The organism is Labrys sp. KB_33_2 (genome assembly GCF_052114505.1).
In the GTDB taxonomy this organism is placed as follows: Bacteria; Pseudomonadota; Alphaproteobacteria; order Rhizobiales; family Labraceae; genus Labrys.
In genome coordinates this window covers 104,986-130,857 of sequence record NZ_JBFREW010000007.1, presented here as the reverse complement: position 1 = coordinate 130,857, position 25,872 = coordinate 104,986, and the positions used below count along the sequence as shown (strand labels likewise).

The following is a 25,872-nucleotide window of genomic DNA, read 5'->3' as shown; positions in this document are numbered from 1 at the left end:
TCCACTCTTGGAAAAACAGTGTCTGCCGAGAGCAAGAAGCGGACGAGACGTCCGCGCACCCGGAACGCCTCTGCCGCAACCCTATGCGCGCTTCCTCTCCGATGCCATCTCCGGGAAATCGGTCTCGGCGAATTCAACGCCCCGGAATGCGCTTTGCGTATCGCCCTCCACCTCCAGCCGACGCAGCTGGACGCGGCGGATCTTGCCGGAGATCGTCTTGGGCAATTCGGTGACGAATTCGATGCGGCGGATGCGCTTGAAGGGGGCGAGCCGCTCGCTGGTGTAGCGGAAGATCGACAGCGCCGTCTCGCGCGACGGCTTGGCCGCGCCGACCAGCAGCACATAGGCCTTGGGGATCGACAGGCGGATGGGATCGGGCACCGGCACGATGGCGGCCTCGGCCACCGTCTCGTGTTCGATCAGCACGCTTTCGAGCTCGAAGGGACTGATGCGGTAGTCGGAGGACTTGAAGACGTCGTCGGCGCGGCCGACGAAAGTGAGGTAGCCGTCCTCGTCGATGAAGGCGACGTCGCCGGTGTGATAGACCTCGTCCTCCAAACCTCCGAGCTTGCCGTCGATCCCCTGATAGCCCTGCATCAGACCGGCCGAGCGTGTGTCGCCGAGCGGCAGGCAGACCTCGCCTTCCGTGGCAGGCTTGCCATCGGCGTCGAGGACGCGGATGTCGTAGCCGGGGAGGGGGCGGCCCATTGCACCGACCTTGATCGTCTGTCCCGGCGAATTGGCGATCTGGGCCGTGGTTTCGGTCTGGCCGTAGCCGTCGCGGATGGTCAGCCCCCAGGCGTTGCGGACCCGTTCGATCACTTCCGGATTGAGCGGCTCGCCGGCCCCGCACACTTCGCGCAGCGAAACCTTGGTGGCGGCAAGATCCTCCTGGATCAGCAGGCGCCAGACGGTCGGCGGGGCACAGAGCGTGGTGACCTCGCAGCGTTCGAGTTCGCGCAGCAGGACTTTGGCGCTGAATTGCGGCTGGTTGATCACCAGCACCGTGGCACCGGCATTCCAGGGCGCGAAGAACGAACTCCAGGCATGCTTGGCCCAGCCGGGCGTGGACACGTTGAGATGGACGTCTCCCGGCTGCAGGCCGAGCCAGTACATGGTCGAGAGCGCGCCGACGGGATAGCTGCGCTGGGAATGGCGCACCAGCTTGGGCTTGGCCGTGGTGCCGGAGGTGAAATAGAGCAGCAGCGGATCGTGCGGATGGGTCGGGCTATCCGGTGTGAAGGTGGTGGGCTGGTTGAAAGCTTCGACATAGGTGATCCAGCCGGCTCCTCCGCCGGGGCCGACGGCGATGCGCTTGACTTCCGGTGGCGCCACATCTTCGCATTTGGCGAGCTGGTCGCGCTCGGCGATGATGGCGCGGGCCCTGCCGCGGTCGAAACGGTCGGCGAGCTCGTCCGGGGTGAGCAGCGTCGTGGCCGGAATGAGGATCAGCCCGAGCTTGATCGCCGCCAGCGTCGTTTCCCAGATAGCCGGCACATTGCCGAGCAGCACCAGCAGGTGGTCGCCGCGTCTCAGGCCCTGAGCGCGCAGGAAATTCGCCACCTGGTTGGAGCGCCGGCTGAGCTCGGAAAAGCTGAAACGGGTATCGGTTCCGGTGGCTGTGTCGACGATCCGCAGGGCCGTGCGGTCCCGGCTTTCGGCAGCGGTGGCGAGCTCGGCGTCGAACCAATCGAGCGCCCAGTTGAAATGGGAGTCATCCGGCCAGCGGAAGCCGGCGCGAGCCGTCTGGTAATCGCTACGATGCTTGAGCAGAAAGTCACGAGCCTGCCGAAAGTCTGGCATGAAAGTTTCCTCGCTGTTGCCGTCGGGAGACGGGTCTTCAGACCCGCCAGTGCTTCGATGAAGGCGGGTCTGAAGACACGCCCCCCACTTACGCCAACCGTTCCACCGCCATGGCAGTCGCTTCGCCGCCGCCGATGCAAAGACTTGCGACGCCGCGCCTCAGTCCATGGCTTTCGAGGGCGGCCAGCAGCGTTACCAGCACGCGGGCGCCAGAGGCGCCGATCGGATGGCCAAGGGCGCAGGCGCCGCCATGCACATTGACCTTGTCGCCGGGCAGGTCGAGGTCACGCATCGCCGCCATCGTCACCACGGCGAAGGCCTCGTTGATCTCGAACAGATCGACCTCGCCGGCCGTCCAGCCGGTGCGCTCGAACAATTTGCGCATGGCGCCGATCGGAGCGGTGGCGAAGCGGTTCGGTTCCTGGGCGTGGCTGGCATGGCCGACGATCGCGGCGAGCGGGGTCAAACCACGCTTTTCCGCCTGGGAGCGGCGCATCAGTACCAAAGCAGCGGCGCCGTCGGAGATCGAACTCGAATTGGCTGCCGTCACCGTGCCGCCCTCGCGGAAGGCGGGCTTCAGCGTCGGAATCTTGTCCGGGCGGGCCTTGCCCGGCTGCTCGTCGACGCCGACGACCTGCTCCGTCTTGCCGGAACCGACGGTAACGGCCACGATCTCGCTGTCGAAACGTCCGTCTCGGATGGCGGCCTGGGCTCGGCTCAGGGAGCGCAAGGCAAATTCGTCCTGCGCCTCGCGGGTGAACTGATAGGCCTCAGCACAATCCTCGGCGAAGGTGCCCATCAGTCGCCCCTTGTCATAGGCGTCCTCCAGCCCGTCCAGGAACATGTGGTCCTTCACGCTGCCATGGCCCATGCGGTAGCCGCTGCGCGCCCGGTCGAGCAGGTAGGGCGCGTTGGTCATGCTCTCCATGCCGCCGGCCACCACCACGCCGGCCGTGCCGGCGGCGATGAGGTCATGGCCGAGCATGGCGGCCTGCATGCCCGAGCCGCACATCTTGTTGATGGTGGTGGCGGGAGTCGAAATCGGCAGGCCCGCGCCCAGGGCAGCCTGGCGAGCCGGGGCCTGGCCCTGGCCGGCGCTGAGCACGCAGCCGAACACGGTCTCCTCGATGGCTTCGGCGGGCAACCCGGCCCGAGACACCGCGGCCGAGATGGAGGCTGCGCCGAGGCGTGCCGCCGGCAGGCTGGAGAAGGCTCCCTGGAAACCACCGAGCGGGGTCCGCGCGGAACCGACGATCACGACAGGGTCATTCATCTTGAGGTCCCTTTTTGCGAAGGAGGATTTTACGCCGATTTCGGCGACATGTGTGGTCGATCAGCGCGGCGCCATGCGTAGGGCGCCGTCGAGCCGGATGATTTCACCATTGAGCATGCGGTTTTCGACGATGTGGCAGACCAAGGCGGCGAACTCTTGCGGATGGCCGAGGCGGGGCGGGAAGGGGACGGTCGCACCCAGCGAGGTCCTGACCTCTTCCGGCATGGCCTGCATCATCGGGGTCTCGAACACGCCGGGCGCCACGGCGACGACGCGGATGCCGAAGCGAGCGAGCTCGCGGGCTGCCGGCAGAGTGAGGCTGGCGACGCCGCCCTTGGAAGCGGCATAGGCGGCCTGGCCGATCTGGCCGTCATAGGCCGCGATCGAAGCTGTGTTGACGATGACGCCGCGCTCGCCGTCTTCGCCGGGCGTATTGGTGGAGATTGCCCGGGCGGCGAGGCGCGTCATGTTGAAGGTGCCGACGAGATTGATCTGGATGGTGCGGGCGAAGCGGTCGAGATCATGCGGGCCGTCACGTCCGACGATGCGCTCGCTGGGGGCGACGCCGGCGCAGTTGACCAGGCCGTCGAGCCGGCCGAAGGCGTCGAGGGCGGCCTCGACGGCGGCCTGCCCATCCCCGGCATTGGCGACGTCGGTGTGCTGGAAGCGGGCCGCAGGACCCAGCGCCGCTGCGGCTTTCTCGCCGGCTTCGGCATTGAGATCGCAGAGCAGGACACGCCCGCCGCGGCTCACGAACCCGGCTGCTACCGCATGGCCGAGCCCGGACGCTCCACCAGTCACCAGGAAGACGCGATCTTGGATTTGCATGGCGCGGAACTCTCCCCGTGTCGGCCCTTTGAGGGCCGTTGTCGTTGGCACCGATATTACGCGCGTCGGCGGTGGCATTCGATGACCCTTCGTGCTTAAAAGCGTGATCGGTTTTGCCATATCGTAAGGGGCGCGGATGGCCTGGAGAGCGCAGAGATTCACGCCATGATCGGCGTCGGCTTTATCGAGGATACGCTCGAGCCCCTGAGGCGCGGCGGCTTCGACCTCGCGACGGCGCTGGAGGCGGGTGGATTCAGCGAGAGCGATCTCGATCTGCCGGGCTTTCGCCTGTCGGCTGAGCAATATGGCCGGCTGTGGCTCAGCATCGCGCAGATCATGAGCTGCGAATATTTCGGCTTCGGTGCCCGTCCGATGGCGCCGGGCAGTTTCGCCATGCTCTGCCACGCCGTGATCTCCAGCCAGACGCTGGAGCATGCCGTGAGGCGGAGCTTGCGCTTTCTCAACCTGGTGCTGGGAGAGCCCAAGGGCGAACTGGTGATCGAAGAAACGAGCGCCAGCGTGATCCTGCGCGAGACCGCTCCTCCCCGGCCGGCCTTTGCCTATCGCACCTATTTCCTGCTGCTGCACGGCATCGTGTGCTGGCTGGTCAAGCGCCAGCTCGAGATCCGCGAGCTGCATTATCGCGGGCCCCTCCCGAGCGGCCGGGAAGACCATCGCGACTTCTTCGGCACCAAGGTCGACTTCGATCGGCCACAGACCATGCTGACCTTCGACCGTGCGCTGCTGTCCTTGAAGGTACGCCAGACCGAGAAGACGCTGCAGGGCTTCATAACCGGCGCTCCGGCCAACATATTGGGGCGCTATCGCTATGACCGTGGCGCTGCCTCCGCCACGCGACGTCTCCTGCGCGAGCTCCCTCCTACCGAATGGCCTTCCTTCGCCGAGATGGCCGCGAGGTTGGACCTGTCCGAACCGACATTGCGGCGCCATCTGGCTGGAGACGGCGAGAGTTTCTCCGAAATCAAGGAGGAGATTCGCCGCAAGCTGGCCCTGGACTGGCTGCTCCGCACGGCCAAGCCGGTTGGACAGGTCGCTGCCGATCTCGGTTATACCGAGCCGAGCGCCTTCCACCGCGCTTTCCACAAATGGGCCGGCTGCAGCCCCGGGGAATTCCGGCGCTCGCGTGGGAAATGACGGATGGGCCGGCCGGTTCCGTCATAACTCCTTGGGGTTATTGTTCGATCGCCGGCATCGGCACAAGCTCCCCGATGACAACGATAGGACGAGCGCCGGCAAACCGGAGAACTTGTCGCCAGGGGAGAGAAGCGATGCAGGACGTGAAATTGGACAGGGCGTTGGGCCTGTGGTCGGTGGTATTATTCGGCTTGGCCTATATGACGCCGATGATCGTATTCGGCACCTTCGGGCCGCTGGCGACGGCGAGCCAGGGCACCACGGCGATGTCCTATCTGCTGGCCTCTGGCGCCATCCTGCTTACCGCCCTGAGCTATGGCGTGATGTCCCGGGTCTATCCCGTAGCGGGTTCGGCTTATACCTATGCTCGACGATCGTTGAGTTCCGGCGTCGGTTTCCTGGTCGGCTGGGCCGTTCTGCTTGATTACTTCTTCCTTCCGATGGTGATCTGGCTGATCGGCGCGGCCTATCTGTCCTCCGCCTTTCCCGCCGTAACTAGCTGGGTCTGGATCCTTGCCTTCATCTTCACCACTACCGTGATCAACATCCTCGGCATTGCCTTCGCAAGCCGGGTCAATTTCGTGCTGATGCTGGTGCAGCTCGTCGTGGTCGTCGCCTTCATGCTGCTGGCGGCCCGCTACGTCGCCGCGGCGAACGGAACGGGCGGCTTGGCGGCAGCGGCGCCCTTCTTCCAGGCCAATGTGCCCTTTTCCGCCTCGGTGGCAGGCGCCGCCATAGCGGCCTATTCCTTCCTCGGTTTCGATGCCGTTTCCACGCTGACGGAGGAGACCAAGGACGCTGGCCGCACCATTCCGCGCGCCATCCTGATCGTGGCCCTGGTCGGCGGCGCCATCTTCGTGGCGGCGGCCTATGTGGTCCAGCTCGCCCATCCCGGTTTCGAGTTCGCCTCCGTCGATGCCGCCGGCAACGAAATCGCCCAGAAGATCGGCGGCGATTTCTTTGTCGTCATCTTCCTGGCGACGCTCGTCCTGGCACAGTTCAGCTCGGGTCTCGCCGCTCAGGCCAGCGTCGGCCGCCTTCTCTATGCCATGGGCCGCGACAATGTCCTGCCGAGCGGCCTGTTCGCCCGCCTGCATCCGAAATGGCAGACGCCCCTCGTCAATCTGCTTTTCGTCGGTCTGGTCGGGCTGGCCGCGATCTGGATGGATGTCACGACCTCGACCTCCTTCATCAATTTCGGTGCCTTTTTGGCTTTCACGGCGGTCAATCTCTCGGTGATCGCTCTCTATCTGCGCGGGCATGAAGGCGTCAGGCCGCTGGGCGCGCTGCTGGGTGTGATCGTTCCGGCCATCGCGGCGGCCTGCGACCTCTATCTGCTCCTCAATCTCGATGCCCACGCCAAATGGCTCGGCCTGATCTGGCTGGCGCTGGGGGCTGCCTATCTGGCTTATCTGACGCGCATGTTCAGCCAGGCCCCGCCCGAAATGGACTTCGTGGAGGAGACGGCCTGAGCAGGCTCTTGTTCAGGCGGCAGTGGACTGCCCGGCCAGGAACAGGCGGAACAACTGCCCCTGGCTCGATATCTTCAGCTTTGCGTAGATGTGGCGGCGATGCACCTTGACCGTTTCCGGGGAGAGCGAGAGGAGAGCGCCGACCGAGAGGCTCGAATGCCCCTTGAGGATCAGTGCCACGATTTCCCGCTCGCGTGGCGTCAACTGAGGATGGGCGATAGCCGCCGATGGGAGCGCCTCGCTGGAGAGGGAGGGCGGACGCGTGGTTTGCCAATGCCGCTCGGCAAGGCGGCAGATGAGTTCGGCAATATCGCCGAATTGCTCGATCTGGCGGCGGCGGAACAGCGGGTTCGTGCCAAGACGGCTGATCGAGAGCACCCCGACATGTCTGCCTCCGAGATCGAGCACGAAGCCGATCTCGTCCCTGATGGTCGTCGCGGCATAGTGGATCCGGTAGTATTCGGACTGTCTGAAATGATCGGGTGCCAGATCCTGCATGACGATCAGGGATGTGGCGTCGCTCCCCCGGACGGCATCGTAGAAGGGGTCGAGCACATAGGCGCCGGCGAGATATTGATCGACGATGATGCCACGATCCACCAAGTCGGACGGGTTGTGAAGATCATGCGCCCTGCCGTCCGGCGTATAACGAAAGCCGTTCATCATCTCGAAAGGGGCGATCAGGCGCAGGACCGTCTGCAGCGCCGCGGGAAAGCCCGGCGAGCCTATGGCCTCGACGGCATGGGCGAGGAGGCGGTTCCAGGCCTGGAATGGTGGCGGCATGGCGCTCCCTCGGACCTTTTTGGACAGGTGGATGGTTTGGCTGCCAACCCTATGCGCCCACGTCGGGCCGCCAACAAGCCGGAATGGAGAAGACGATGAATCTAGCCGGCATGCGAACATCCCGAACTCATCCGCTCGACCTGCCGGCTTACGCGATTGCCGACGGCATTCGTCGGCAACGATTCAGGGCCGTAGATGTGGTGGCGGAAGCACTGCACCGGGCCGAGGCGTGTCAGCCCGAATTGAATGCCTTCACAGTTCTGCGACGCGATCGCGCACTGGCCTCGGCCAGCCAGGCGGATGAGGTTGCCAGGGCCGGACAGTCTCTGGGAGCGCTGCATGGCGTACCTTTCGCTTCCAAGGACATGACGCCGACGGCTGGCGATCTCACCACCTTGGGTTCCTGGACGAGCGGAGATCCGGTTCCCGCTGAAAGCGCCCTGTGCATCCGCCGCCTGGAGGCAGCAGGAGGCATTCTGATCGGCAAGACCACCACGCCGGAATTCGCATTCTCCAGCTTTACTCAGAGCCCGCGTTGGGGGGTGACACGCAATCCCTGGGATCCCGAGCGCACGAGCGGCGGGTCCTCCGGGGGATCGGCGGTCGCCGTGGCCATGGGCGTGGTGCCCATGGCGGAGGGAACGGATATGGGCGGCTCCGTGCGCATTCCCGCCGCCTTTTGCGGCGTGGTGGGCTTCAAACCAAGCCTGGGGCGCATTCCGATGACGATCCTGCCCAGTGTTTTCGACAATATCTCGCATTTCGGGCCGCTCGCACGCAGTGTGGAGGATGCCATCGCCTTCATGGCCGCGACGGCTGGGCCAAGTGACGAGGATATCCTTTCCCTGCCATTATCCTTCGACGGCATGCGGGCGCGCAAGGCAGGTCTGGCCGGCCGGCGTTTCGCTTTCTCGCTCGACCTCGGCTTCTATGCCGTCGAACCGGCGGTGGAGACGGCCATTCGCAGCGCGGTGGAAGACCTTCGCGGGGCGGGGGCCGTCGTCGACGAGATCCCGATGGGATGGAGCCGGGCCGTCGTCGATCAATGGTTCGACATCTGGTGCGTGTTCATGTCGGCCTATTTTGGAGACCGGCTCGCGGCAGGGCGAGAGCGCATGGATCCATCCGTGGTGGCGATGATGGAGACGGGACTTGCCATGGATGCCACGCATTACAAGCGCATCGAGTTGCTGCGCACCCAAATGTGGCGCGACATGGCGAAGCTGTTCGGGAGTTATGATGCCCTGTTGTGCCCGACCTGCGCCATCACAGCGCCCCTGGCAGGGCTAAGCGATGACGATTTTGCCGAGAGTCTGCCGGATGGGCGCCTGAAGGGACTGGACATGACCTGTCCCTTCAATCTCCTGCCGCAATGCCCGGCTCTCTCCCTGCCGGTCCATCGCGCCGGGGACATGCCGGTCGGCCTGCAGATCGTTGGTCGGCGCCATGCGGACGAGGACGTCCTTGCCATCGCGCTGGGCGCTGAAAAGCTCCTGGCGCCGCCGCGATAGATCCGTCCTGCAGAAAGAGAAAGCGGCGGCCCAGGGGAGCCGCCGCTTTGGCTTTTATTGCCGTATCGTTTCCTGCCGAAAATCGGGATCCATTTTTCGGCGCGATGCTTTAGCCGCCGAGCGCCGCGCTCATCGTCGTCTCGTCGGCTGCCACCTCGAACTGCTTGAAGTTCTCGGTGAACATGCCCACCAGCCTGCGGGCCTGGTTCTCATAGGCCGCCTTGTCGGCCCAGGACTTGAAGGGGTCGAGCACGTGGCTCGGCACGCCTTCCACCGCGGTCGGAACCTGGAAGCCGAAATGGCGGTCGGTGCGGAACTTGGCCCTGTCGAGGCTGCCGTCGAGGGCGGCATTGAGGAGGGTGCGGGTCCATTTGATCGGCATGCGGCGTCCGGTGCCATAGGCGCCGCCGGTCCAGCCGGTGTTGACCAGCCAGCAGGAGACCTGGTGCCTGTCGATCAACTCCTTCAGCAGGCGCGCATATTCGACCGGATGGCGCGGCATGAAGGGGGCGCCGAAACAGGTCGAGAAGGTCGGCTGCGGTTCGGTCACGCCACGTTCCGTGCCGGCGAGCTTGGCGGTGAAGCCCGAGAGGAAGTGGTAGATGGCCTGCTCCGGCGTGAGGCGGGCGATCGGCGGCATCACGCCGAAGGCGTCCGCCGTCAGCATCACCACCGTACCGGGATGGCCGGCTGCACTGGTTTTCGAAGCATTTTCGATGAAATGCAGCGGATAGGCGGCGCGGGTGTTCTCGGTCTTGCGGCCGTCGGTGAAGTCGAGCCTGCGCGTGATCGAATTGATCGAGACGTTTTCCAGGACTGCTCCGAAGCGCTGCGAAGCGGCAAAGATCTGCGGCTCGGCCTGCTTGTCGAGATTGATGGTCTTGGCGTAGCAGCCGCCTTCGAAGTTGAAGATGCCGTTCGGGCCCCAGCCATGTTCGTCATCGCCGATGAGCGAACGGTCGGGGGAAGCGGACAATGTGGTCTTGCCGGTGCCAGAAAGCCCGAAAAACAGGGCCGAGACGCTGCTAGGGCCGACATTGGCCGAGCAATGCATCGGCATGACGCCGCGCGCGGGCAGGATGTAGTTGAGATAGGAGAACACCGACTTCTTCATCTCGCCGGCATAGGCCGTGCCGCCGATCAAGACGACGCCGCGGGTGAAATCGCAGGCGATCACCGTCTCCGAGCGTAGGCCGTATTTGGCAGGGTCGGCCTTGAAGCTCGGCATGTCGATGATGGTGAGGTCCGGATAGAACCCGACGAGGTCATCGGCGGAGGGGCGAATCAAAAGATTGCGGATGAACAGGCTGTGCCAGGCCAGCTCGGTATAGACCTTGACCTTGATACCGTTGTCCTCATCGGCGCCGGCATGCAGGTCCTGCACGAAGAGCTGCTTTTCCGTCGCATGCCAGAGCATGTCGGCAAGCAGCGTGTCGAAGGCGGCGCGGGAGATCGCGTTGTTGTTGGTCCACCAGACAGAGTCTTCGGTCTCGCGCTCGCGGACAATATATTTGTCCTTCGGGGAGCGACCGGTATGGCTGCCGGTATCGACGACCAGGGCGCCACCGGGGCTGAGAAGGCCTTCGCCGCGGCGAATCGCAATCTCGATCAGCGAGGGCTCGTCGAGATTGGCGTGCAGCGCGCCGAGATTGTTGAACTGGATCGGCTCGATCTCGTCCTTGGCGCCGCCTTCCACAACATGAAGTTTCATATCACGCTTCCTCACATTTGCCGGTGCCTGGCCCGTTATCCGGCCTTGTTCCCGCGGGCAGCACCGTACCAATCATTCGCTGCCATGGCGATGCATGGCGGGGGCGGCTGCTTCCCATCCAAATGCGACCTTAGCACGGCGGCCGGGCGGAAGTGTCATGCGAATGTTGCGGCGAAATGCATCGGCGGCAGAATTCTGGCCGGCATTGGTATTGTTATGACAAATGACAGAAAAGGACGATCGCAGAGAGGCCCGCGATCGTCCCGATGCCGGTTAATACTTTGAGAGAACGCCGCAATTTCCGGTCCCGTCTTGCAGATGGGACCGGCAAGCCTGTCCAATCTCAGCCCTCGTGCTTCATGCGCTCGCGACGCTTGATCTCCGCCGGGCTCGGTTCGGCAAGCTCGAAGGTGCCTGTTGGCACGGGGCCGGCCGGTTCATAGGTGGCGATGACGACCCCTGTGCTCGAAACGTCATGGCTGGTCAGTTTCAGGGCGCCGGACGGCGTGCCGGTACCGAACAGGCGCTTGCCCTTGCCGAGCACCAACGGGAAGGTCATGACGAAGAGCCGGTCGATCAGGCCCGCGGCCAGCAATTGGGGGTAGAGCGTCGTGCTGCCCTGGATGAGGATGTCGGGACCTTCGCCCTGCTTCACCTTGGCGACGGCGGCGATATCGGCGAGGCGATGGCTGTTCTGCCATTCGAGAGGCTCGCTGCCGCGCGTGACCACATATTTGGCTGCCTTGGTGAAGGCTGGGCCGATGGGATCCTCCGGACCGACGAAGGGCCAGTGGGCTGCGAAGATCTCATAGGTCTTGCGGCCGAGCAGCAGGTCGAAGGGATTGCTGAACAGGCCACCCATCGCGGTGCCCATCGTGCCGTCCCAGAAGGTCGCCGACCAGCCGCCGAGCTCGAAGCCGCCGGTCGGATCCTCCGGTGGGCCGCCGGGGGCCTGCATCACGCCGTCGAGAGATTGGAATATGCCGCCGATGATCTTGCGCATGAGAAGATGTCCCTTGATTGCCCTTGTTTGGATGGGAGGCCGCTATGTTGGAGGCATGGCGTTATGCTCCAAGGACGAGCGGGCAGGTCCTCTCCCGACAAGGAACGCAATATTTCGCCCGGCTCTTCGTCGCCCTATGGGGTCACTTGCGCGAGGGGCCGGAGGAAAGAGCCAATTGCAGCAGGATTTCCTGATGAACGAGGCAGTCGCCACGGCCGACGGATTTCTTGGTCGCCTGGCCGCCGAGGGCAAGGGCCGGCACGAAATAGAAGCATTCGCCAGGGGCGAGCGGCTGCCCGCCGACCGTCGAGTAGAACTGGTGGAAGGCTTTCGGATTCTCCTGCAGGAAGCCCTTGAGATCCTTGGCGAAGAAGTCGTCCACGGACCAGGTGATGGCCGAACTGCCGCGATAGTGGATGCTGAGAAAGATCACGTCGCTACCGGTCTTCCAGTCGGCAGGCAGTCCGTTTTCCGCCGCCCTTTGCCGCAGATCCCGAAAATAGATCAGGTCGCCGAAGGCGGTGCGCGCAATGGGGACCCGCGTGGGGTCGGGATGTTGGAGCAGGAGCCAACGCGCCAGCATCGTTTCGGCGTCGCGCGGATCGAAAAAGGTGATGAAGCCATTGCCGAAAGAGCCGAAGCCAACCCTTTGCCAGAACTCGATCAATCTGGGGTGGACGTGCTCCTTTAGTGCTGGCGACAACTCGCCGCGAAAGGGGTGCACATCCTTTCCCGGCGGGAAGTCGGTCAGGAAGGTTTGGAACTCCTTCGGTCTGTCCTGGGCAAAGCCCGGTCGTGGCGCGACGAGCAAGCTCAACAAGCCCAAGCTCAACAAGCCAAGGAGGATAACAAGGGTGCGCATGATGGAATCTTCCTGCCGGCCAGACATCGACGGCTAATATGTACAATGTGACGATAGGGAAGATGGCTGGCAATCGGGAGTTTGGGTTTCCGCCTCGTTCGAAAGAGAGCTGCGCGGCGATGTGGATCCTCCTTCCTTAAATCTCTTCCAAATGGGGTTGCCTATTTTTTGTCCATAAGGTCAATATTGCTGCCAGCCGTTCGGGCAATCCGGGGTTGCCCTCGGGAGCGGTGAAGAGCAGGGGACGATCCCGCTTTTTTGCTCGCAAGGGGCAATCGGCTCGGTTTGAAATATTCCAACCGGGGCGGTGAGCCGGTAACGTGATAAAATAGAGACTCTCGTCGCAATGGCACGATCATTGCTGTGAACGGGGGCGAGCAGGGCGGAACGGTTCACCGTGTCCGCCGGGGACGAACCAGAGGTAGGGCCGGCATGCAGGTTGAGGGCGTGGATCGGAAGCTTGGTGCCGTACGGGAACGAACGGGCGCCGGCGAACCCGTGATTGCGGTCGAGGATCTTTCCTTGACCTTCGATACCGGCGATGGGCCGGTTTATGCGCTCTCCAAGGTCAATCTCACCGTCAATGAAGGCGATTTCGTCTCCTTCATCGGGCCTTCCGGCTGTGGCAAGACCACCTTGCTGCGTGTCATCGCCGACCTCGAACGCCAGACCTCCGGCTCGATCAAGGTCAATGGCCTGACCCCGGAGCAGGCACGTCTCGGCCGGCATTACGGCTATGTCTTCCAGGCGCCGGCTCTCTATCCCTGGCGCACCATCGAGCGCAACGTCATGCTGCCGCTCGAAGTCATGGGTTTTCCGGCCGCCGAGCGCAAGGCGAGGGCGGCCCGCAATCTCGAACTGGTCAATCTCAAGGGGTTCGAGAAGAAATTTCCCTGGCAATTGTCCGGCGGCATGCAGCAGCGCGCTTCGATCGCCAGGGCTCTGTGCTTCGATCCCAAGCTGATGCTGATGGACGAGCCGTTCGGGGCGCTCGACGAGATCGTCCGCGACAAACTCAACGACCAACTCCTGCATCTGTGGCGCACCACCAAGAAGACGGTAGTGTTCGTCACCCATTCCATTCCCGAGGCCGTCTATCTATCCACCAAGATCGTGGTGATGTCGCCGCGGCCCGGCCGCATCATCGACATCATCGATTGCAACTTCCCGCGCGACCGCACGCTCGACATCCGCGAGACGCCTGAATTCCTCGAAGTCGCCCATCGCGTGCGCGACGGCCTCAGGGCGGGGCACTCCTATGACGACTGAGGTGCTTTCAGCCCGTACCGCCCCCTCGCTGTGGAGCCGCCTGATGGTCGGCAAGGCCGGGCCGGTGACGGTGGTGGTGTTGGCGATCTTCGCGTTGTGGTATCTCGCCTGCCTGCCGATGAACGGCTCCGCGCTGCAGCGCGCCATGCCCGATGCCGCCAGCCGGCCGCTGATCGAACAGTTCATCGCCGCCATCAATCTGCCGGACGGCAATCTCGCCGCGCCTCACCAGATCGTCATGGCGATGGTGCAGGGCCTGTTCTTCGAGCCGCCCCTGGGGCGCCGCAGCCTGGTCTATCATGGCCTGATCACGCTCTCCTCGGCGCTATCGGGCTTCGTGCTGGGCGCCGTCCTCGGCATCGTGCTGGCGGTGCTGATCGTGCATTACCGCTCGATGCGCCAGAGCCTGATGCCCTGGGTGATCGTCTCCCAGACCATCCCCATCCTGGCGTTGGTGCCGCTGCTGACCGCGATCACCGGCCGGCTCGGCGCACCGATCCTGGTCCCGAAAGCCCTGATCGCCACCTATCTCTGCTTCTTTCCGGTGACGGTCGGCATGGTGAAAGGGCTGATGTCGCCGGACCTGATGCAGCTCGATCTGATGCGCACTTATGATGCCTCGAAATGGCAGACCTTCTGGAAGCTGCGCTGGCCGGCGGCGACACCCTATCTGTTCGCCAGCCTGAAGATCGCCATCGCCGGCTGCATCGTCGGCGCCATCGTCGCCGAGATGCCGACGGGCGCGCAGGGTGGTCTCGGCTCGCGCCTGCTTGCCGGCTACCAGTACAACAATCTACGCCTGGTGCTGTGGGCCGCCTTGTTTACCGCCGCGTTGCTTTCGGCTGTCTTGATCGGTCTGATCGGTCTGATCGAAAAGCGCACCTTAACGCGAATGGGCGTGAAGGGAGAGCAGGCATGACAAGGTTCCAGTCGTGCGGATGGCTTAGTGCAGCAGTGCTGATTGCAATAAGTGTCCTCTTCCCTCTGAGCGACGGCGCCGATGCCGTTTCAAATCAGTTGGTCAGCCCAATTTATATCGTCGGAGTTCTCTACCTTGGCGCTTGTCTTTATAGGAATCGCTACGGCGGATGGTTCTTTAGTCTACTCCCGCTCTCTTTTGTTGCCGTCTTTACTCTGACGATGATCGTTCACTCACCGGGCGTTGCGGGGATAGCCGGCTGGGGTTTCTGGCTGAAGGCGGTCGGTCTGTGGATCGCTTCCTGGATGCTGGTCGACATGATCGCCAATGCCGGGGAGGGACGCCGCACCTCGCACTGGCGGAATCTGGCGCCGATGATCCTGTTTGGCGCCACGTTGCTTCTTCTTTGGGAGTGGCTGGTCGTCGGTTTCGGCATCTCCCCCATCATCCTGCTGCCGCCTTCGGCCATCGGCCAGGCGGTGGTGGCACAGGCCAATACGCTCGCCACCGATTTTGTCTGGACCTTCCTGCACGAGGTCCTGCTCGGCTGGCTGATCGGCTCTGGCTCGGGTTTCCTGGTGGCGCTGGTGGCCGACCGCGTCCCCTTCCTGCGCCGCGGTCTCCTGCCGCTCGGCAATGTCGTCTCGGCGCTGCCCATCGTCGGCATCGCGCCGATCATGATCTGGTGGTTCACCTATGACTGGCCCTCCAAGACGGCCGTCGTGGTGGCGATGACCTTCTTTCCCATGCTGGTCAACACGGTGGCGGGCCTAGCAGCCAGCGGCACGCTGGAGCGCGACCTCATGCGTTCCTACGGTGCCAGCTATTGGTCGACGCTGATCAGCCTGCGGCTTCCCGCCGCGATGCCCTTCATCTTCAACGGCTTGAAGATCAATTCGACCCTGGCGATGATCGGCGCCATCGTGGCCGAATATTTCGACGGCCCCACCATCGGCATGGGCTTTCGCATCAACACCCAGGCGGCCTTGTCACAGACCGACATCGTCTGGGCGGAGATCGTGGTGGCCATGGTGGCCGGTTCCCTATTCTACGGCCTCATCGCCCTCGTCGAGCGGGCGGTGACGTTTTGGCATCCCTCTTACCGGCGCGCGTGACGCAGGACGAGGTTAACAGAGGAGTGGACGGAATGAAGAAGGCACTACTGGCCGGCGTCGCTTTCGCGCTCGGGCTTGGGGCGATCAGCGCGGCACAGGCAGCCGACAAGGTCACGCTGCAGCTCAAATGGGTGGTCCAGGGGCAGTTCGCAGGCTATCTCGTCGCCAAGGACAAGGGTTTCTACAAGGAGGCCGACCTCGACGTCACCGTGTCCCCCGGCGGTCCCGACATCGCGCCGGAAACTGTGATCGCCAACAAGCAGGCCGACGTGATCGTCGACTGGATGCCGGCGGCCCTCGCCGCCCGCGAGAAGGGCGTCGGTCTCGTCAACATCGCCCAGCCCTTCAAGCGCTCCGGCCTGCAGCTGACCTGCCGCAAGGAGTCCGGCGTCAAGACGCCGGCCGATTTCAAGGGCAAGACGCTGGGCGTATGGTTCTACGGCAACGAATATCCGTTCAACGCCTTCATGGGCAAGCTCGGCCTCAAGCTCGACGGCTCGGCCGACGGCGTCAAGGTGATCAAGCAGGGCTTCAACGTCGATCCGCTCCTGCAGAAGCAGGCCGACTGCATCTCCACCATGACCTATAACGAATATTGGCAGGTGATCGAGGCCGGCGTGAAGGCCGAGGACCTGACCGTCTTCAACTATACGGACCAGGGCGTCGCGGTGCTGGAGGACGGGCTCTACGTCATGGAAGACCGCCTCAAGGATCCGAAATTCGTCGAGACCATGGCCAAGTTCGTCAAGGCCTCGATGAAGGGCTGGGAATATGCCCGTTCCCACCCCGACGAGGCCGTGAAGATCGTGCTCGACAACGATGCCTCCGGTGCCCAGACCGAGGTGCACCAGACCCACATGATCGCCGAGGTCAACAAGCTGACGGAAGGCTCCGATGGTACGCTCGATCCGGCCGCTGCGGATAGCACCGTCAAGACGCTGCTCGGGGCCGGCGGCGATAGCCCGGCCATCACCAAGGCTCCGGTGGGCGGCTGGAGCTCGGCGGTCACCGACGCGATGAAGAAACTGTGAGCTGAATGACCCTCCTCTGGAGGGGGGAGGGTCGACGCGCAGCGTCGGGGTGGGGTGAGAAGGCAGCACCTTTGTAATTTCGAAGGTATTGATGACCTGACCGGTCAAGTCGAGCCTAATCACCCCACCCCGGCCTTTCAGGCCGACCCTCCCCCTCCAGGGGAGGGTAAAATCAGCGCCGAGGCAACAGGCGCGGCGAACTCGTTATTGGAGGACTATTATGCCGATCCTGATCCGTGGCGGTGTCGTGGTGAACCACGATCATTCCAAGCCGGCCGACGTGCTGATCGACGGCGAAACCATTTTGGCGATCGGGCCGAAGCTGTCGGCGCCGGCGGGTGCCGAAATCATCGATGCCGATGGCTGCTTCGTGCTGCCAGGCGGCATCGATCCGCATACCCATCTCGAAATGCCGTTCATGGGCACCGTGTCGGCCGACGATTTCGAATCCGGCACCAGCGCCGCCTTGTCCGGCGGCACCACCATGGTGGTGGATTTCTGCCTGCCCGCGCCTGGCCAGTCGCTGCTGGCGGCCTATCAGGAATGGCGGCATAAAGCCGAGAAGGCGGTCGCCGACCATTCCTTCCATATGGCGATCACCTGGTGGGACAAACAGGTCTTCGACGAGATGGAGACCGTCGTGAAGACCTACGGCATCAACACCTTCAAGCATTTCCTCGCGTATAAGGGCGCGCTGATGGTGAATGACGACGAGTTGTTCCACTCCTTCAGCCGCTGCGCCGGCCTCGGCGCGCTGCCGCTGGTCCATGCGGAGAATGGCGACATCGTTTTCCGCCTGCAGCAGCATTACATCGACCAGGGCGTCACCGGGCCCGAGGGCCACGCCTATTCGCGCCCGCCGGAAGTGGAAGGCGAGGCGACCAACCGCGCCATCATGATCGCCGACATGGCGGGCAGCCAGCTCTATGTCGTGCACACGTCATGCCGCGACAGCCACGAGGCGATCGCGCGGGCGCGGGCAGCCGGGAAGCGCGTCTATGGCGAGCCGCTGATCCAGCACCTCGTGCTCGACGACAGCGAATACCAGAACAAGGATTGGGACTACGCGGCCCGCCGGGTGATGTCGCCGCCCTTCCGCAACAAGTCGCACCAGGATTCGCTGTGGGCGGGCCTCGCCTCGGGCTCGCTCCAGGTGGTGGCGACCGATCACTGCGCCTTCACCGCCGAGCAGAAGCGCATGGGCCTCGGCGATTTCCGCAAGATCCCCAACGGTACGGGCGGGCTCGAAGACCGCATGCCGGTGCTGTGGACGGCCGGCGTCAAGACCGGGCGCCTGACCAAGGAGGAGTTCGTGGCGGTGACCTCCACCAACATCGCCCGCATCCTCAACATCTATCCTCGCAAGGGAGCGATTGCGGTCGGTTCGGATGCCGACCTCACCATCTGGGATCCCGCCGCCACCAAGACGATCAAGGCCAAGACGCAACTCAGCCGCGTCGAATACAATGTGTTCGAAGGCTATGAATGCACGGGCCTGCCTGTTGTCACCCTGTCGCGCGGGCGCATCGCCTGGAAGGACAAGCAGATCCAGCTCAAGAAGGGCGACGGCGCCTTCATCCAACGCGATCCGTTCCCGGCCAGCGCGGTGGCGAACGCCACCTGGAAGGAGCTCAGCAAGCCCAGGCCGGTCTCGCGCATCGAGGTGACGCCGTAGTCGGGGGCGTCACGCGCAAAAAGCCCTCCCCGCGAAGCGGGGAGGTCGCGCGCACTATTTGTGCGCGCTGGGCCCGGCGAAGCCGGGTCGGGTGAGGTGTGGCGGGCAATGCGAGACGCCTTTTTGAAGAATGGCGCGACCGTGGTGCAACCATGTTGGATTCAGTGCACTGCCCGCCACACCCCATCCGTCAGTGCTTCGCACTGACACCTTCCCCACTTCGTGGAGAAGGCTTTCGTTCTGCGTTGCAGGAGATAGATCTTGGATTCGACGCCTTCCTCTTCCCTCAAGCAAGGCCGCTGGCTGAACGAACCGCCATCCTGGTCGCTGGCCGGCGATCGGCTAGAGGTCGTGACCGGCGAGGCCACCGATTTCTGGCGGAAGACCCATTACGGCTTCACCCGTCATAGCGGCCATTTCTTCCACCTCGACAGTGGCGGCGATTTCACTGCGGAGCTGCGCGTGCGAGCGCGTTTCGAAACGCTCTACGACCAGGCGGGCCTGATGGTCCGGCTCGATGACGAGGCCTGGCTGAAGGCAGGTATCGAATATAATGACGACGCGCCCATGCTGGGCAGCGTGCTGACCGTGGGGCAGTCGGATTGGGCGACCGGTCCCTTTCCGGGCGACGCCCAGGATTTCCGCCTGCGCCTCACCGTCGCAGACGGGGTCATCAGGCTGCAATATTCGACGGACGGGATAGTCTGGCCCCTGGTGCGGCTGGCGCCGTTCCCGAAGGCTGTTTCTTATCAGGTTGGCCCGATGTGCTGCACGCCTGAAAGGGCCGGTCTTGCCGTTTCCTTCTCGGATTTTCGCCTGTCTCAGCCCAATGGCAAGGCGCTTCACGATCTTTCGTAACTTCAGAAAGGCCCACCATGCTCACCAATCTCAACATCAATCCGCAGCGCCTATGGGACAGCCTGATGGAAACCGCCAAGTTTGGCGGTACGGCCAAGGGCGGCATCAAGCGCCTGACCCTGTCGGACGAAGACAAGAAGGTCCGCGACTGGTTCAAGGCGCAATGCGAGGCACTCGGCTGCACGGTGAGCGTCGACGAAGTCGGCAACATGTTCGCGGTGCGCGCAGGCAGGAACAATGATTTGCCGCCGATCGCCATGGGCTCCCATCTCGATACCCAGCCGACCGGCGGCAAGTTTGACGGCGTGCTCGGCGTGCTCGGGGCGCTGGAGGCGATGCGCACCTTGCATGAGCAGGGCTACGAGACCAATGCCCCCATCGAGATCATCAACTGGACCAACGAGGAAGGCTCCCGTTTCGCCCCGGCCATGCTGGCTTCGGGCGTGTTTGCTGGCGTCTTCACGCCCGATTATGCCTATGAGCGCCTCGACCGTGACGGCATCAGCTTCAAGGACGAACTGGAACGCATCGGCTATCACGGAACGGAAAAGGCTGGCGCCCACAAGTTCCAGGCGATGTTCGAGCTCCATATCGAGCAGGGGCCGATCCTCGAGGACGAGAAGACGATGATCGGCGTGGTCACCGGCGTGCAGGGCATGCGCTGGTATGAGGTCACGGTGACCGGGCAGGATGCCCATACCGGCGCCACGCCGATGTATCTGCGTAAGAACGCCCTGCTGGGCGCCGCTCGCATCATCGAGGCGGTCGATGCCATCGGCCAGAAGCACCAGCCGGGCGTCGCCACCGTCGGCCTGATCGAAAACAAGCCCAACAGCCGCAATGTGGTGCCGGGCGAGGTCTTCTTCACCATCGATCTGCGTCATCCCGACGAGGAGGTGCTGGAAGTGATGGAGCAGGAGTTCCGAGCCGCCCTCGAGGCCGCGCTGCCGCCGATGAAGCTTGCCTATGAAGAAAAGCGCATCTGGAACTCGCCAGCGGTGAAATTCGCCCCGGACCTGATCGAATGCGTCGAACATGGTGCGGACAAGGCCGGCTTTGCCATGCGCCGCATGGTATCCGGCGCTGGCCATGACGCGGCCTATATCGCCCGTGTCGCGCCGACCACCATGATCTTCGTGCCGTGCGAAGGAGGGCTGAGCCACAACGAGGCCGAATCGACCTCCTTCGATGAATGTGCGGCAGGCGCGCAGGTGCTGCTCAATGCCGTGATCGAGCACGACCGGCGCCTGGCGGGCTGATGGGGCGCGACTGGAAGTCCGCACTCCGAGGGGCATAGACATGCTGTTCAAGCAGGCCGCGCTCGATGGCATTGCCGCCGGCAAGGTGACGCTGGCCTTCCGGCGCTGGACGCGGCCGACCGTCCGCGCGGGGGGAACGCTGACCACCGCTGTCGGTGTCCTGGCCATCGAGGCGGTGGATGTAATCGAACTCGCCGATCTCACCAACGAACAGGCTGATCAGGCCGGCTATGCTTCGGCTGCCGCGCTTCGGCGCGATCTGCGGCCGGAGGGACAGCTCTACCGCATTGCCTTCCATCGGATGGGGGACGACCCCCGTATTGCCTTGCGTGGCGAGGCCGCCCTCGATGCGGCTGACGTCGATGGCCTGCGTTCGGCGCTCGCCAAGCTTGACCGCAACCATCGCGGCGGCGCCTGGACAGCCGCCGTGCTCGGCCTGATCGCTGGGCGCGACGGCATCACCGCTGCCGAGATTGCTGGGCAGTTGGGGCGTGACAAGGCAGCGCTCAAGCTCGCTATCCGCAAGCTCAAGGCCCTCGGCCTCACCGAAAGCCTCCAGGTGGGCTATCGCCTGTCGCCGAGGGGGCGAGCCCTGCTCGACCGCCAGGAACGGATTTCGCTAGTTGAGAAAACGGCTGGTGAGCGATAGAGCGGGCGGGTGACCCTGATAGAGGAGGCCGCTGTGCAGCCCGCCGAGCTTGAAGCCGATCTCCATGGCAATATTCCGCTGACACAGGCCATGCAGGTCCGCGTTCTCGAAATCGGACCGGATTCCGTGCGGCTCGGCGCACCGCTTTCCGCCAATATCAACCATCACCGCACGGCGTTCGGCGGTAGCCTTGCCACTTTAGCCACGCTTGCCGCCTGGTCGCTCGCTTTTCTCAAACTCAAAGGAGCAGGGCTCGACTGCAGCCTGGTCGTCGGCTCCGTCCACATGGATTACCTAGCGCCGGTGGAGGGTGATTTCTCTGCCCGTTCCGTTCTGGCCGAACCCGAGAAGTGGGCCCATGTGCTGGAGGCCTTCGCGCGCAAGGGCAAGGCACGCATCCCGGTCCTTGCCGAGATCGAGTATGGCGGTCGCTGTGCGGCCCGCTTCAGGGGCGATTTCGCGGCGTTGGCCCGCTGAAGCGGGCCTGAGTGCGCAAGCCGTCAATTGGTGCTGACCGCCAGGAAGGCGGCGGGCTGCACCGAGATCTGCCCCATGAACGGCCGGTCATGCGCGAGGATGACGAAATAGGCTGCTGTCACCACCACGACGAAGATGTGGGTGGCGAGGATCTGCATGCGGAAGACATGGTTGTTGCAGATGGCGATAGCCGTGACGGTCGTTGTCGAGATGATCCAGATCGCGATCCATTGGGCCCAGCTCATGCCGGTATTCGAGGCCGACAGCCGAAGCAGACGCGCATGGCGCACGGCCAGCAGTTGATTGACCAAAGGCTGATAGGCCGCTGGCTGGACAGTGGTTCCGTTCTGGCGCGAGACGAGGCCGATCGTGTTGATGAGGATGTTGCCGGAACGGTCGAATACCGGGCTTTCGATGCGCTCGCCGTTGGCCATGGCGGGCCAATCGCCGGAGATGACCTCAGCGACATAGGCCTTCAGGCCGTCGCGCACACTGGTCTGTAGATCGGCCGGAAGGCCGGAGGACAGCACCAGAACATTTTCGACCGCATCGGCCTCCTGCTGGACGGCGCTACGGGCGGCGAGGGAATCGGCCCACAGACCCGCGGCCGAAAAGGCCACCATCAGGCCGAAAATGGTGGCGCAGACACCGACGATCGACTCGCGGATGGGTAGCGCCTCGTCCGGGGCGTAGCCGCCCCTGGCAATGGCGAAGCGAACGAGGCCGATGACGATCCAGGTGATCACCAGGCAGATCCCCAGCACCGTCGCAAACATGACGGGCAGTGACAGCTGATGCAGCAGAATGAACATGAGTGGACCCCGGAAGAACGAATCTATTGAAAATCGACGACCTGGTCGTTCAGCGGGAGCTGATTGGCGTGCTCTCCGCGCCAGCGTGGTTCGATCCTTGCCACGGCGCCTTGCTCGAGTTCCTCCTCGTTCCCCGGCGCCAGCACGCCCTGCCCGGAGAAGCGCGTGAGTACGAAGGGCAGGCTGTTGGCATTGAGCGGCGAGGGGCCATCCATCAACTGGAAGTGCAGATGGGGAGCGGTGGAATTGCCGGTATTGCCGACCCGGCCGATGACCTGGCCGGCTTTCACGCGGTCACCCAGCTTGGCCCTGAGGCTGCCGCGCTGGAGATGGGCATAGAAGGCAAAGGCACCATTGCCGATGTCCGTCACCAGCATGTTGCCGCCGATATTGGCGGGGACGATGCCGCGGGCCGGTTGGCTGGGGATCTGTTCGTCGGCCTGGTCGTAGAGATTGACCACCACGCCATCGGCCGCCGCATGGACTTCGGCGCCGTAAAAGGAATAGCTGGCCAGATCCTGGGCATTGCCGGTGAACAGGCGGCTGCCGGCGTCGAGCCTGATCCAGTCGATCGCGAAGCGCTCGGGTATGCGCAGACGCCCGTTCACGGCCATGACGGCGCCGCGGTGGGCGGTGACGGCGTCGCAGCAACCATCGGCTGCAACCCAGCCGGTGCCCCTCAACGGTGGCTCGACCACCACGGCCGGCTTGCCGACCGTCGTAGCGCCGCCGATGAAGCTGTAGTGTGCGGAGACGGGTGCATCCGCCGGCAAAGGCGTGGGCTTGCCGTCTGCGCCTGCATTCTCACGGAAAGCCTCGATGCGGGCGGATACCCGCTGCGCCAGCTTGTCATCCCGGGCAAAGCCGACATCCATGAAGACGATGGCGGTGCCGCCGGGCGGCAGCTGGCGATCCCTGCCGCTGTAAAGATGCATCATCTTCGCCAGCTCTTCGCCCTCGAGGGAGGACAGGCTTTTGCCGGCGTCGTCGATCGCTTCGACCTTGTCGAGCCGCACGAACACATTGCCTGGGTTGTTGATCACCAGTTCATAGGCGAGATGGACGCGTCCATCGGCGCCGAGAACCGGATTGGGCTCGCTGATCGGCTGTACGGTGACCGAACTCAGGATCTCATCGGGTTTGAGGGATTGGGCCATGGCGGCAGAGGCCGCCAGAAGCCCTGCACAGGCAACGGAAAGCGACAGGAAACGCATAGGAAATGCCCCACCGGCTGCCCCGCACCGGAAGGCAGAACCTGTAGGCACAATCCCGCATTTGCCTCATCCTTTGTCAAGCGATGTCCGGGCGGTGACGGCCGTGGCCGGGAGCCGCCGACCGGCGCCCGGCCAAGCATTTCCTACCATAGATGATGGACGAAGCCGGCGATCTTGCGCTGGTAGAGGTTCTTCAGTGTTTCGAGCGTCGCCTGCGAAAGAGCCGGCACGTCGCTGGCGGCGGCATTCGCCGTGGCCTGGGCCGCATTCCTGGCGCCGGGGATGACGGTGGTGATGGCATCATCAGCCAGGATCCAGGCCAGCGCGAACTGCGACATGGTCATGCCATCGGGCACCAGCGGCCTGATCTCCTCCACGGCTGCCAAGGCGACGTCGTAGGGGACGCCCGAGAAGGTCTCGCCCTTGTCGAAGGCCTCGCCATTGCGGTTATAGGCGCGATGATCGTCGGCCGCGAACTGGCTGGCGGCATTCATCTTGCCGGTCAGCATGCCCGAAGCGAGCGGCACGCGCGCGATCACCGCGATGTTGCGCGCCTTCGCCTCGCGGAAGAAGAGCTCGGCCGGCCGCTGCCGGAAGATGTTGTAGATGATCTGGACCGAGACGACGCCGGGATATTCGATCGCCTTCAGCGCCTCTTCCACCTTCTCGACGGAGACGCCGTAATTGCGGATCTTGCCGGCGGCCACCAAATCGTCCAGCACGCCGAACACTTCGGGCCGGTAATAGACCTCTGTCGGAGGGCAATGAAGCTGGACGAGGTCGAGGCAGTCGGTGGCGAGATTCGTCAGCGAACGCTCGACGAAAGCGGTGAGGTTTTCCCGATTATAGCCGTCGGCGGTGTGGGGCTGGAGGCGACGCCCGGCCTTCGTTGCCACGAAGGGGCGGGGTCCGCCGCGCTCCTTCAGGACCTCGGCAATGAAACGCTCCGAACGGCCGTCGCCATAGACATCGGCGGTATCTATGAGGGTGGTGCCGGCATCGAGGGCGGCATGGAGGGCGGCGCGCGCATCGTCATCCGGCACATCGCCCCAGGAGCCTCCAATGGCCCAGGCCCCGAAGCCAATCTCCGAGACGTTGCGCGCGGTCTTGCCGAACAGGCGTTCTTTCATCGTTCCATTCCTGCGTTTCATGGCCGTCGAATAGGAGCCGGCCGGTGTTTCAGCGTTCCTCTTGCAGGATAGGGCTTGAGCCGGCCGGGCGCTCATTGTTTAGTGTGAACGGTAATCATAGAAGCATTGAAAGTTTTTCATCAATGGCGGCTCTCGAACGAACGGATCTCGGCGACCTCAACGTCTTCCTGACCATCGTCCGCCGGCGCAGCTTCACCACGGCTGCCATCGAACTCGGCCTGACGCCGTCAGCGGCTAGCCATGCGATGCGGCGCCTCGAGGCCAGGCTCGGGGCCAAGTTGTTGAACCGCACCAGCCGGGCGGTCTCGCCGACAGATCTCGGCCTGAAGTTCGCCCAGCGCCTCGAAGAAGGATTCGATGTGATCGGCTCGGCCCTGGAGGTGCTGGAAGCGCCGGGAAACGTGCGCTTCGGCGAATTGCGCCTGAACGTGTTCCGGGATGCCGCCCATCTCCTGATCTCGCCGGCCTTGCCGGAGTTCGCCCGCCAATGCCCGGATGTCCGCCTGACCGTTGCCGTGGATGACCGGCCCATCGACATCGTCGCCGAGGGCTTCGACGCCGGCATGCGCTATGGCCATCACGTGCCGGAGGACATGATCGCCGTGCCGCTCACGGGGCCGCAGCGCTGGGTGGTTGTCGGCTCTCCCTCCTATTTCAGGGAGCATGGCAGGCCGCAGACCCCGGCTGGCCTCGCCAGCCATGTCTGCCTGCAACTGCTCCTGGGCGACAACACAGCCTATCGATGGGATCTCGGCAGCGGCGCGGAGGCGCGCCGGCTGCGCGTGCCCGGCCTCATCACCCTCAACGACACAGCGACCACGATCACGGCTGCCAAGGCCGGGCTTGGCCTTGCCTATGTTCTGGAAGCGCGGATCGCCGGAGAACTCGCGCAAGGCAGCCTGAAGATCGTCCTCGACGACCACGCCTCGGATGGCGATCCCTTTCACATGTATTACTCGAGCCGGCGCCACAATCACCCGGCCTTGCGCAGCCTGATCAACATCATCCGGATGCAGAACGGCATGACGAGGCTGGCGTGAGC

General features: G+C 63.9%; 23 protein-coding genes. 13 read left to right on the top strand and 10 right to left on the bottom strand.

Features of this window, described 5'->3' with window-relative positions; all coding sequences use genetic code 11:
- Positions 1-81: 81 nt before the first annotated feature.
- The 3 genes from AB4037_RS14550 to AB4037_RS14540 all read right to left on the bottom strand — a co-directional run bounded on the left by AB4037_RS14550 (position 82) and on the right by AB4037_RS14540 (position 3,904).
- Positions 82-1,803, bottom strand: a complete 1,722-nt coding sequence (locus tag AB4037_RS14550; RefSeq protein WP_441772006.1) for an AMP-binding protein — start codon at positions 1,801-1,803, stop codon at positions 82-84.
- An 88-nt stretch (positions 1,804-1,891) separates the two neighbouring features.
- Positions 1,892-3,076: an acetyl-CoA C-acyltransferase gene (locus tag AB4037_RS14545; protein WP_441772005.1), complete on the bottom strand. Its 1,185-nt coding sequence runs from the start codon at positions 3,074-3,076 to the stop codon at positions 1,892-1,894.
- A 60-nt stretch (positions 3,077-3,136) separates the two neighbouring features.
- Positions 3,137-3,904: an SDR family NAD(P)-dependent oxidoreductase gene (locus AB4037_RS14540; RefSeq protein WP_441772004.1), complete on the bottom strand. Its 768-nt coding sequence runs from the start codon at positions 3,902-3,904 to the stop codon at positions 3,137-3,139.
- A gap of 165 nt (positions 3,905-4,069) precedes the next feature.
- On the opposite strand from AB4037_RS14540, the gene AB4037_RS14535 reads away from it, so the two are divergent.
- Positions 4,070-5,059: an AraC family transcriptional regulator gene (locus tag AB4037_RS14535; protein ID WP_441772003.1), complete on the top strand. Its 990-nt coding sequence runs from the start codon at positions 4,070-4,072 to the stop codon at positions 5,057-5,059.
- A gap of 134 nt (positions 5,060-5,193) precedes the next feature.
- Positions 5,194-6,531 (top strand): APC family permease, encoded by a 1,338-nt coding sequence (locus tag AB4037_RS14530; protein ID WP_441772002.1) that lies wholly within the window; start codon positions 5,194-5,196, stop codon positions 6,529-6,531.
- A gap of 12 nt (positions 6,532-6,543) precedes the next feature.
- Here the strand turns inward: AB4037_RS14530 and AB4037_RS14525 are convergent, their stop codons facing one another.
- Positions 6,544-7,314 (bottom strand): helix-turn-helix transcriptional regulator, encoded by a 771-nt coding sequence (locus AB4037_RS14525; protein WP_441772001.1) that lies wholly within the window; start codon positions 7,312-7,314, stop codon positions 6,544-6,546.
- A 95-nt stretch (positions 7,315-7,409) separates the two neighbouring features.
- Here AB4037_RS14525 and AB4037_RS14520 point away from each other — a divergent pair, with 95 nt between their 5' ends.
- Positions 7,410-8,825 carry an amidase gene (locus AB4037_RS14520; RefSeq protein WP_441772000.1) on the top strand — a complete coding sequence of 472 codons (1,416 nt, stop codon included), beginning with the start codon at positions 7,410-7,412 and terminating at the stop codon, positions 8,823-8,825.
- 109 nt (positions 8,826-8,934) lie between these two features.
- On the opposite strand, the gene AB4037_RS14515 is transcribed toward AB4037_RS14520, so the two are convergent.
- The 3 genes from AB4037_RS14515 to AB4037_RS14505 form a co-directional block, all read right to left on the bottom strand.
- Positions 8,935-10,536: a phosphoenolpyruvate carboxykinase gene (locus AB4037_RS14515; RefSeq protein ID WP_441771999.1), complete on the bottom strand. Its 1,602-nt coding sequence runs from the start codon at positions 10,534-10,536 to the stop codon at positions 8,935-8,937.
- A 343-nt stretch (positions 10,537-10,879) separates the two neighbouring features.
- Positions 10,880-11,539, bottom strand: coding sequence for a dihydrofolate reductase family protein (locus AB4037_RS14510; RefSeq protein WP_434957261.1), 660 nt, complete (start codon positions 11,537-11,539; stop codon positions 10,880-10,882).
- Between the two features lie 142 nt (positions 11,540-11,681).
- Positions 11,682-12,401 (bottom strand): GAD-like domain-containing protein, encoded by a 720-nt coding sequence (locus AB4037_RS14505; RefSeq protein WP_434957260.1) that lies wholly within the window; start codon positions 12,399-12,401, stop codon positions 11,682-11,684.
- Between the two features lie 498 nt (positions 12,402-12,899).
- Between AB4037_RS14505 and AB4037_RS14500 the strand changes: the two genes are divergently transcribed.
- The 9 genes from AB4037_RS14500 to AB4037_RS14460 all read left to right on the top strand — a co-directional run bounded on the left by AB4037_RS14500 (position 12,900) and on the right by AB4037_RS14460 (position 21,653).
- Entirely contained in the window at positions 12,900-13,670 is a 771-nt protein-coding gene (locus AB4037_RS14500) for an ABC transporter ATP-binding protein (RefSeq protein WP_434959672.1), read from the top strand.
- Positions 13,660-14,589 carry an ABC transporter permease gene (locus AB4037_RS14495; protein ID WP_441771998.1) on the top strand — a complete coding sequence of 310 codons (930 nt, stop codon included), beginning with the start codon at positions 13,660-13,662 and terminating at the stop codon, positions 14,587-14,589. The genes AB4037_RS14500 and AB4037_RS14495 overlap by 11 nt, the downstream gene beginning before the upstream one ends.
- A 221-nt stretch (positions 14,590-14,810) precedes the next feature.
- Positions 14,811-15,704, top strand: a complete 894-nt coding sequence (locus AB4037_RS14490) for an ABC transporter permease (protein ID WP_441771997.1) — start codon at positions 14,811-14,813, stop codon at positions 15,702-15,704.
- 32 nt (positions 15,705-15,736) lie between these two features.
- Positions 15,737-16,735: an ABC transporter substrate-binding protein gene (locus AB4037_RS14485; RefSeq protein ID WP_441771996.1), complete on the top strand. Its 999-nt coding sequence runs from the start codon at positions 15,737-15,739 to the stop codon at positions 16,733-16,735.
- A gap of 220 nt (positions 16,736-16,955) precedes the next feature.
- A complete protein-coding gene (hydA, locus tag AB4037_RS14480) occupies positions 16,956-18,410 on the top strand; it encodes a dihydropyrimidinase (RefSeq protein ID WP_441771995.1) in 1,455 nt (484 codons plus the stop codon).
- A 261-nt stretch (positions 18,411-18,671) separates the two neighbouring features.
- Positions 18,672-19,268: a DUF1349 domain-containing protein gene (locus AB4037_RS14475; RefSeq protein WP_441771994.1), complete on the top strand. Its 597-nt coding sequence runs from the start codon at positions 18,672-18,674 to the stop codon at positions 19,266-19,268.
- Positions 19,269-19,285: 17 nt separating this feature from the next.
- Positions 19,286-20,527 carry a Zn-dependent hydrolase gene (locus AB4037_RS14470; RefSeq protein WP_441771993.1) on the top strand — a complete coding sequence of 414 codons (1,242 nt, stop codon included), beginning with the start codon at positions 19,286-19,288 and terminating at the stop codon, positions 20,525-20,527.
- Between the two features lie 40 nt (positions 20,528-20,567).
- Positions 20,568-21,176: a hypothetical protein gene (locus tag AB4037_RS14465; RefSeq protein ID WP_441771992.1), complete on the top strand. Its 609-nt coding sequence runs from the start codon at positions 20,568-20,570 to the stop codon at positions 21,174-21,176.
- A 9-nt stretch (positions 21,177-21,185) separates the two neighbouring features.
- Positions 21,186-21,653, top strand: a complete 468-nt coding sequence (locus tag AB4037_RS14460) for a YiiD C-terminal domain-containing protein (RefSeq protein WP_441771991.1) — start codon at positions 21,186-21,188, stop codon at positions 21,651-21,653.
- Positions 21,654-21,676: 23 nt separating this feature from the next.
- Here AB4037_RS14460 and AB4037_RS14455 read toward each other — a convergent pair whose 3' ends face one another.
- The 3 genes from AB4037_RS14455 to AB4037_RS14445 form a co-directional block, all read right to left on the bottom strand.
- Positions 21,677-22,465, bottom strand: coding sequence for a bestrophin-like domain (locus tag AB4037_RS14455; protein ID WP_441771990.1), 789 nt, complete (start codon positions 22,463-22,465; stop codon positions 21,677-21,679).
- Between the two features lie 23 nt (positions 22,466-22,488).
- On the bottom strand, positions 22,489-23,679 hold the full coding sequence (locus AB4037_RS14450; protein ID WP_441771989.1) for a M23 family metallopeptidase: 1,191 nt from the start codon (positions 23,677-23,679) through the stop codon (positions 22,489-22,491).
- A gap of 143 nt (positions 23,680-23,822) precedes the next feature.
- Positions 23,823-24,809, bottom strand: a complete 987-nt coding sequence (locus tag AB4037_RS14445) for an aldo/keto reductase (RefSeq protein ID WP_441771988.1) — start codon at positions 24,807-24,809, stop codon at positions 23,823-23,825.
- Positions 24,810-24,952: 143 nt separating this feature from the next.
- Here AB4037_RS14445 and AB4037_RS14440 point away from each other — a divergent pair, with 143 nt between their 5' ends.
- A complete protein-coding gene (locus tag AB4037_RS14440; RefSeq protein ID WP_441771987.1) occupies positions 24,953-25,870 on the top strand; it encodes a LysR family transcriptional regulator in 918 nt (305 codons plus the stop codon).
- Positions 25,871-25,872: the final 2 nt, after the last annotated feature.

Bases quoted from the DNA above. Each gene is read 5' to 3' on its own strand.
- AB4037_RS14510 (WP_434957261.1), bottom strand. From the start codon at position 11,539: ATGCGCAAGATCATCGGCGGCATATTCCAATCTCTCGACGGCGTGATG.
- AB4037_RS14465 (WP_441771992.1), top strand. From the start codon at position 20,568: ATGCTGTTCAAGCAGGCCGCGCTCGATGGCATTGCCGCCGGCAAGGTG.
- AB4037_RS14535 (WP_441772003.1), top strand. From the start codon at position 4,070: ATGATCGGCGTCGGCTTTATCGAGGATACGCTCGAGCCCCTGAGGCGC.
- AB4037_RS14505 (WP_434957260.1), bottom strand. From the start codon at position 12,401: ATGCGCACCCTTGTTATCCTCCTTGGCTTGTTGAGCTTGGGCTTGTTG.
- AB4037_RS14495 (WP_441771998.1), top strand. From the start codon at position 13,660: ATGACGACTGAGGTGCTTTCAGCCCGTACCGCCCCCTCGCTGTGGAGC.
- AB4037_RS14445 (WP_441771988.1), bottom strand. From the start codon at position 24,809: ATGAAAGAACGCCTGTTCGGCAAGACCGCGCGCAACGTCTCGGAGATT.
- AB4037_RS14540 (WP_441772004.1), bottom strand. From the start codon at position 3,904: ATGCAAATCCAAGATCGCGTCTTCCTGGTGACTGGTGGAGCGTCCGGG.
- AB4037_RS14515 (WP_441771999.1), bottom strand. From the start codon at position 10,536: ATGAAACTTCATGTTGTGGAAGGCGGCGCCAAGGACGAGATCGAGCCG.
- AB4037_RS14520 (WP_441772000.1), top strand. From the start codon at position 7,410: ATGAATCTAGCCGGCATGCGAACATCCCGAACTCATCCGCTCGACCTG.
- AB4037_RS14550 (WP_441772006.1), bottom strand. From the start codon at position 1,803: ATGCCAGACTTTCGGCAGGCTCGTGACTTTCTGCTCAAGCATCGTAGC.
- AB4037_RS14455 (WP_441771990.1), bottom strand. From the start codon at position 22,465: ATGTTCATTCTGCTGCATCAGCTGTCACTGCCCGTCATGTTTGCGACG.
- AB4037_RS14470 (WP_441771993.1), top strand. From the start codon at position 19,286: ATGCTCACCAATCTCAACATCAATCCGCAGCGCCTATGGGACAGCCTG.
- AB4037_RS14530 (WP_441772002.1), top strand. From the start codon at position 5,194: ATGCAGGACGTGAAATTGGACAGGGCGTTGGGCCTGTGGTCGGTGGTA.
- AB4037_RS14490 (WP_441771997.1), top strand. From the start codon at position 14,811: ATGATCGTTCACTCACCGGGCGTTGCGGGGATAGCCGGCTGGGGTTTC.
- AB4037_RS14440 (WP_441771987.1), top strand. From the start codon at position 24,953: ATGGCGGCTCTCGAACGAACGGATCTCGGCGACCTCAACGTCTTCCTG.
- AB4037_RS14545 (WP_441772005.1), bottom strand. From the start codon at position 3,076: ATGAATGACCCTGTCGTGATCGTCGGTTCCGCGCGGACCCCGCTCGGT.
- AB4037_RS14525 (WP_441772001.1), bottom strand. From the start codon at position 7,314: ATGCCGCCACCATTCCAGGCCTGGAACCGCCTCCTCGCCCATGCCGTC.
- hydA (WP_441771995.1), top strand. From the start codon at position 16,956: ATGCCGATCCTGATCCGTGGCGGTGTCGTGGTGAACCACGATCATTCC.
- AB4037_RS14450 (WP_441771989.1), bottom strand. From the start codon at position 23,679: ATGCGTTTCCTGTCGCTTTCCGTTGCCTGTGCAGGGCTTCTGGCGGCC.
- AB4037_RS14485 (WP_441771996.1), top strand. From the start codon at position 15,737: ATGAAGAAGGCACTACTGGCCGGCGTCGCTTTCGCGCTCGGGCTTGGG.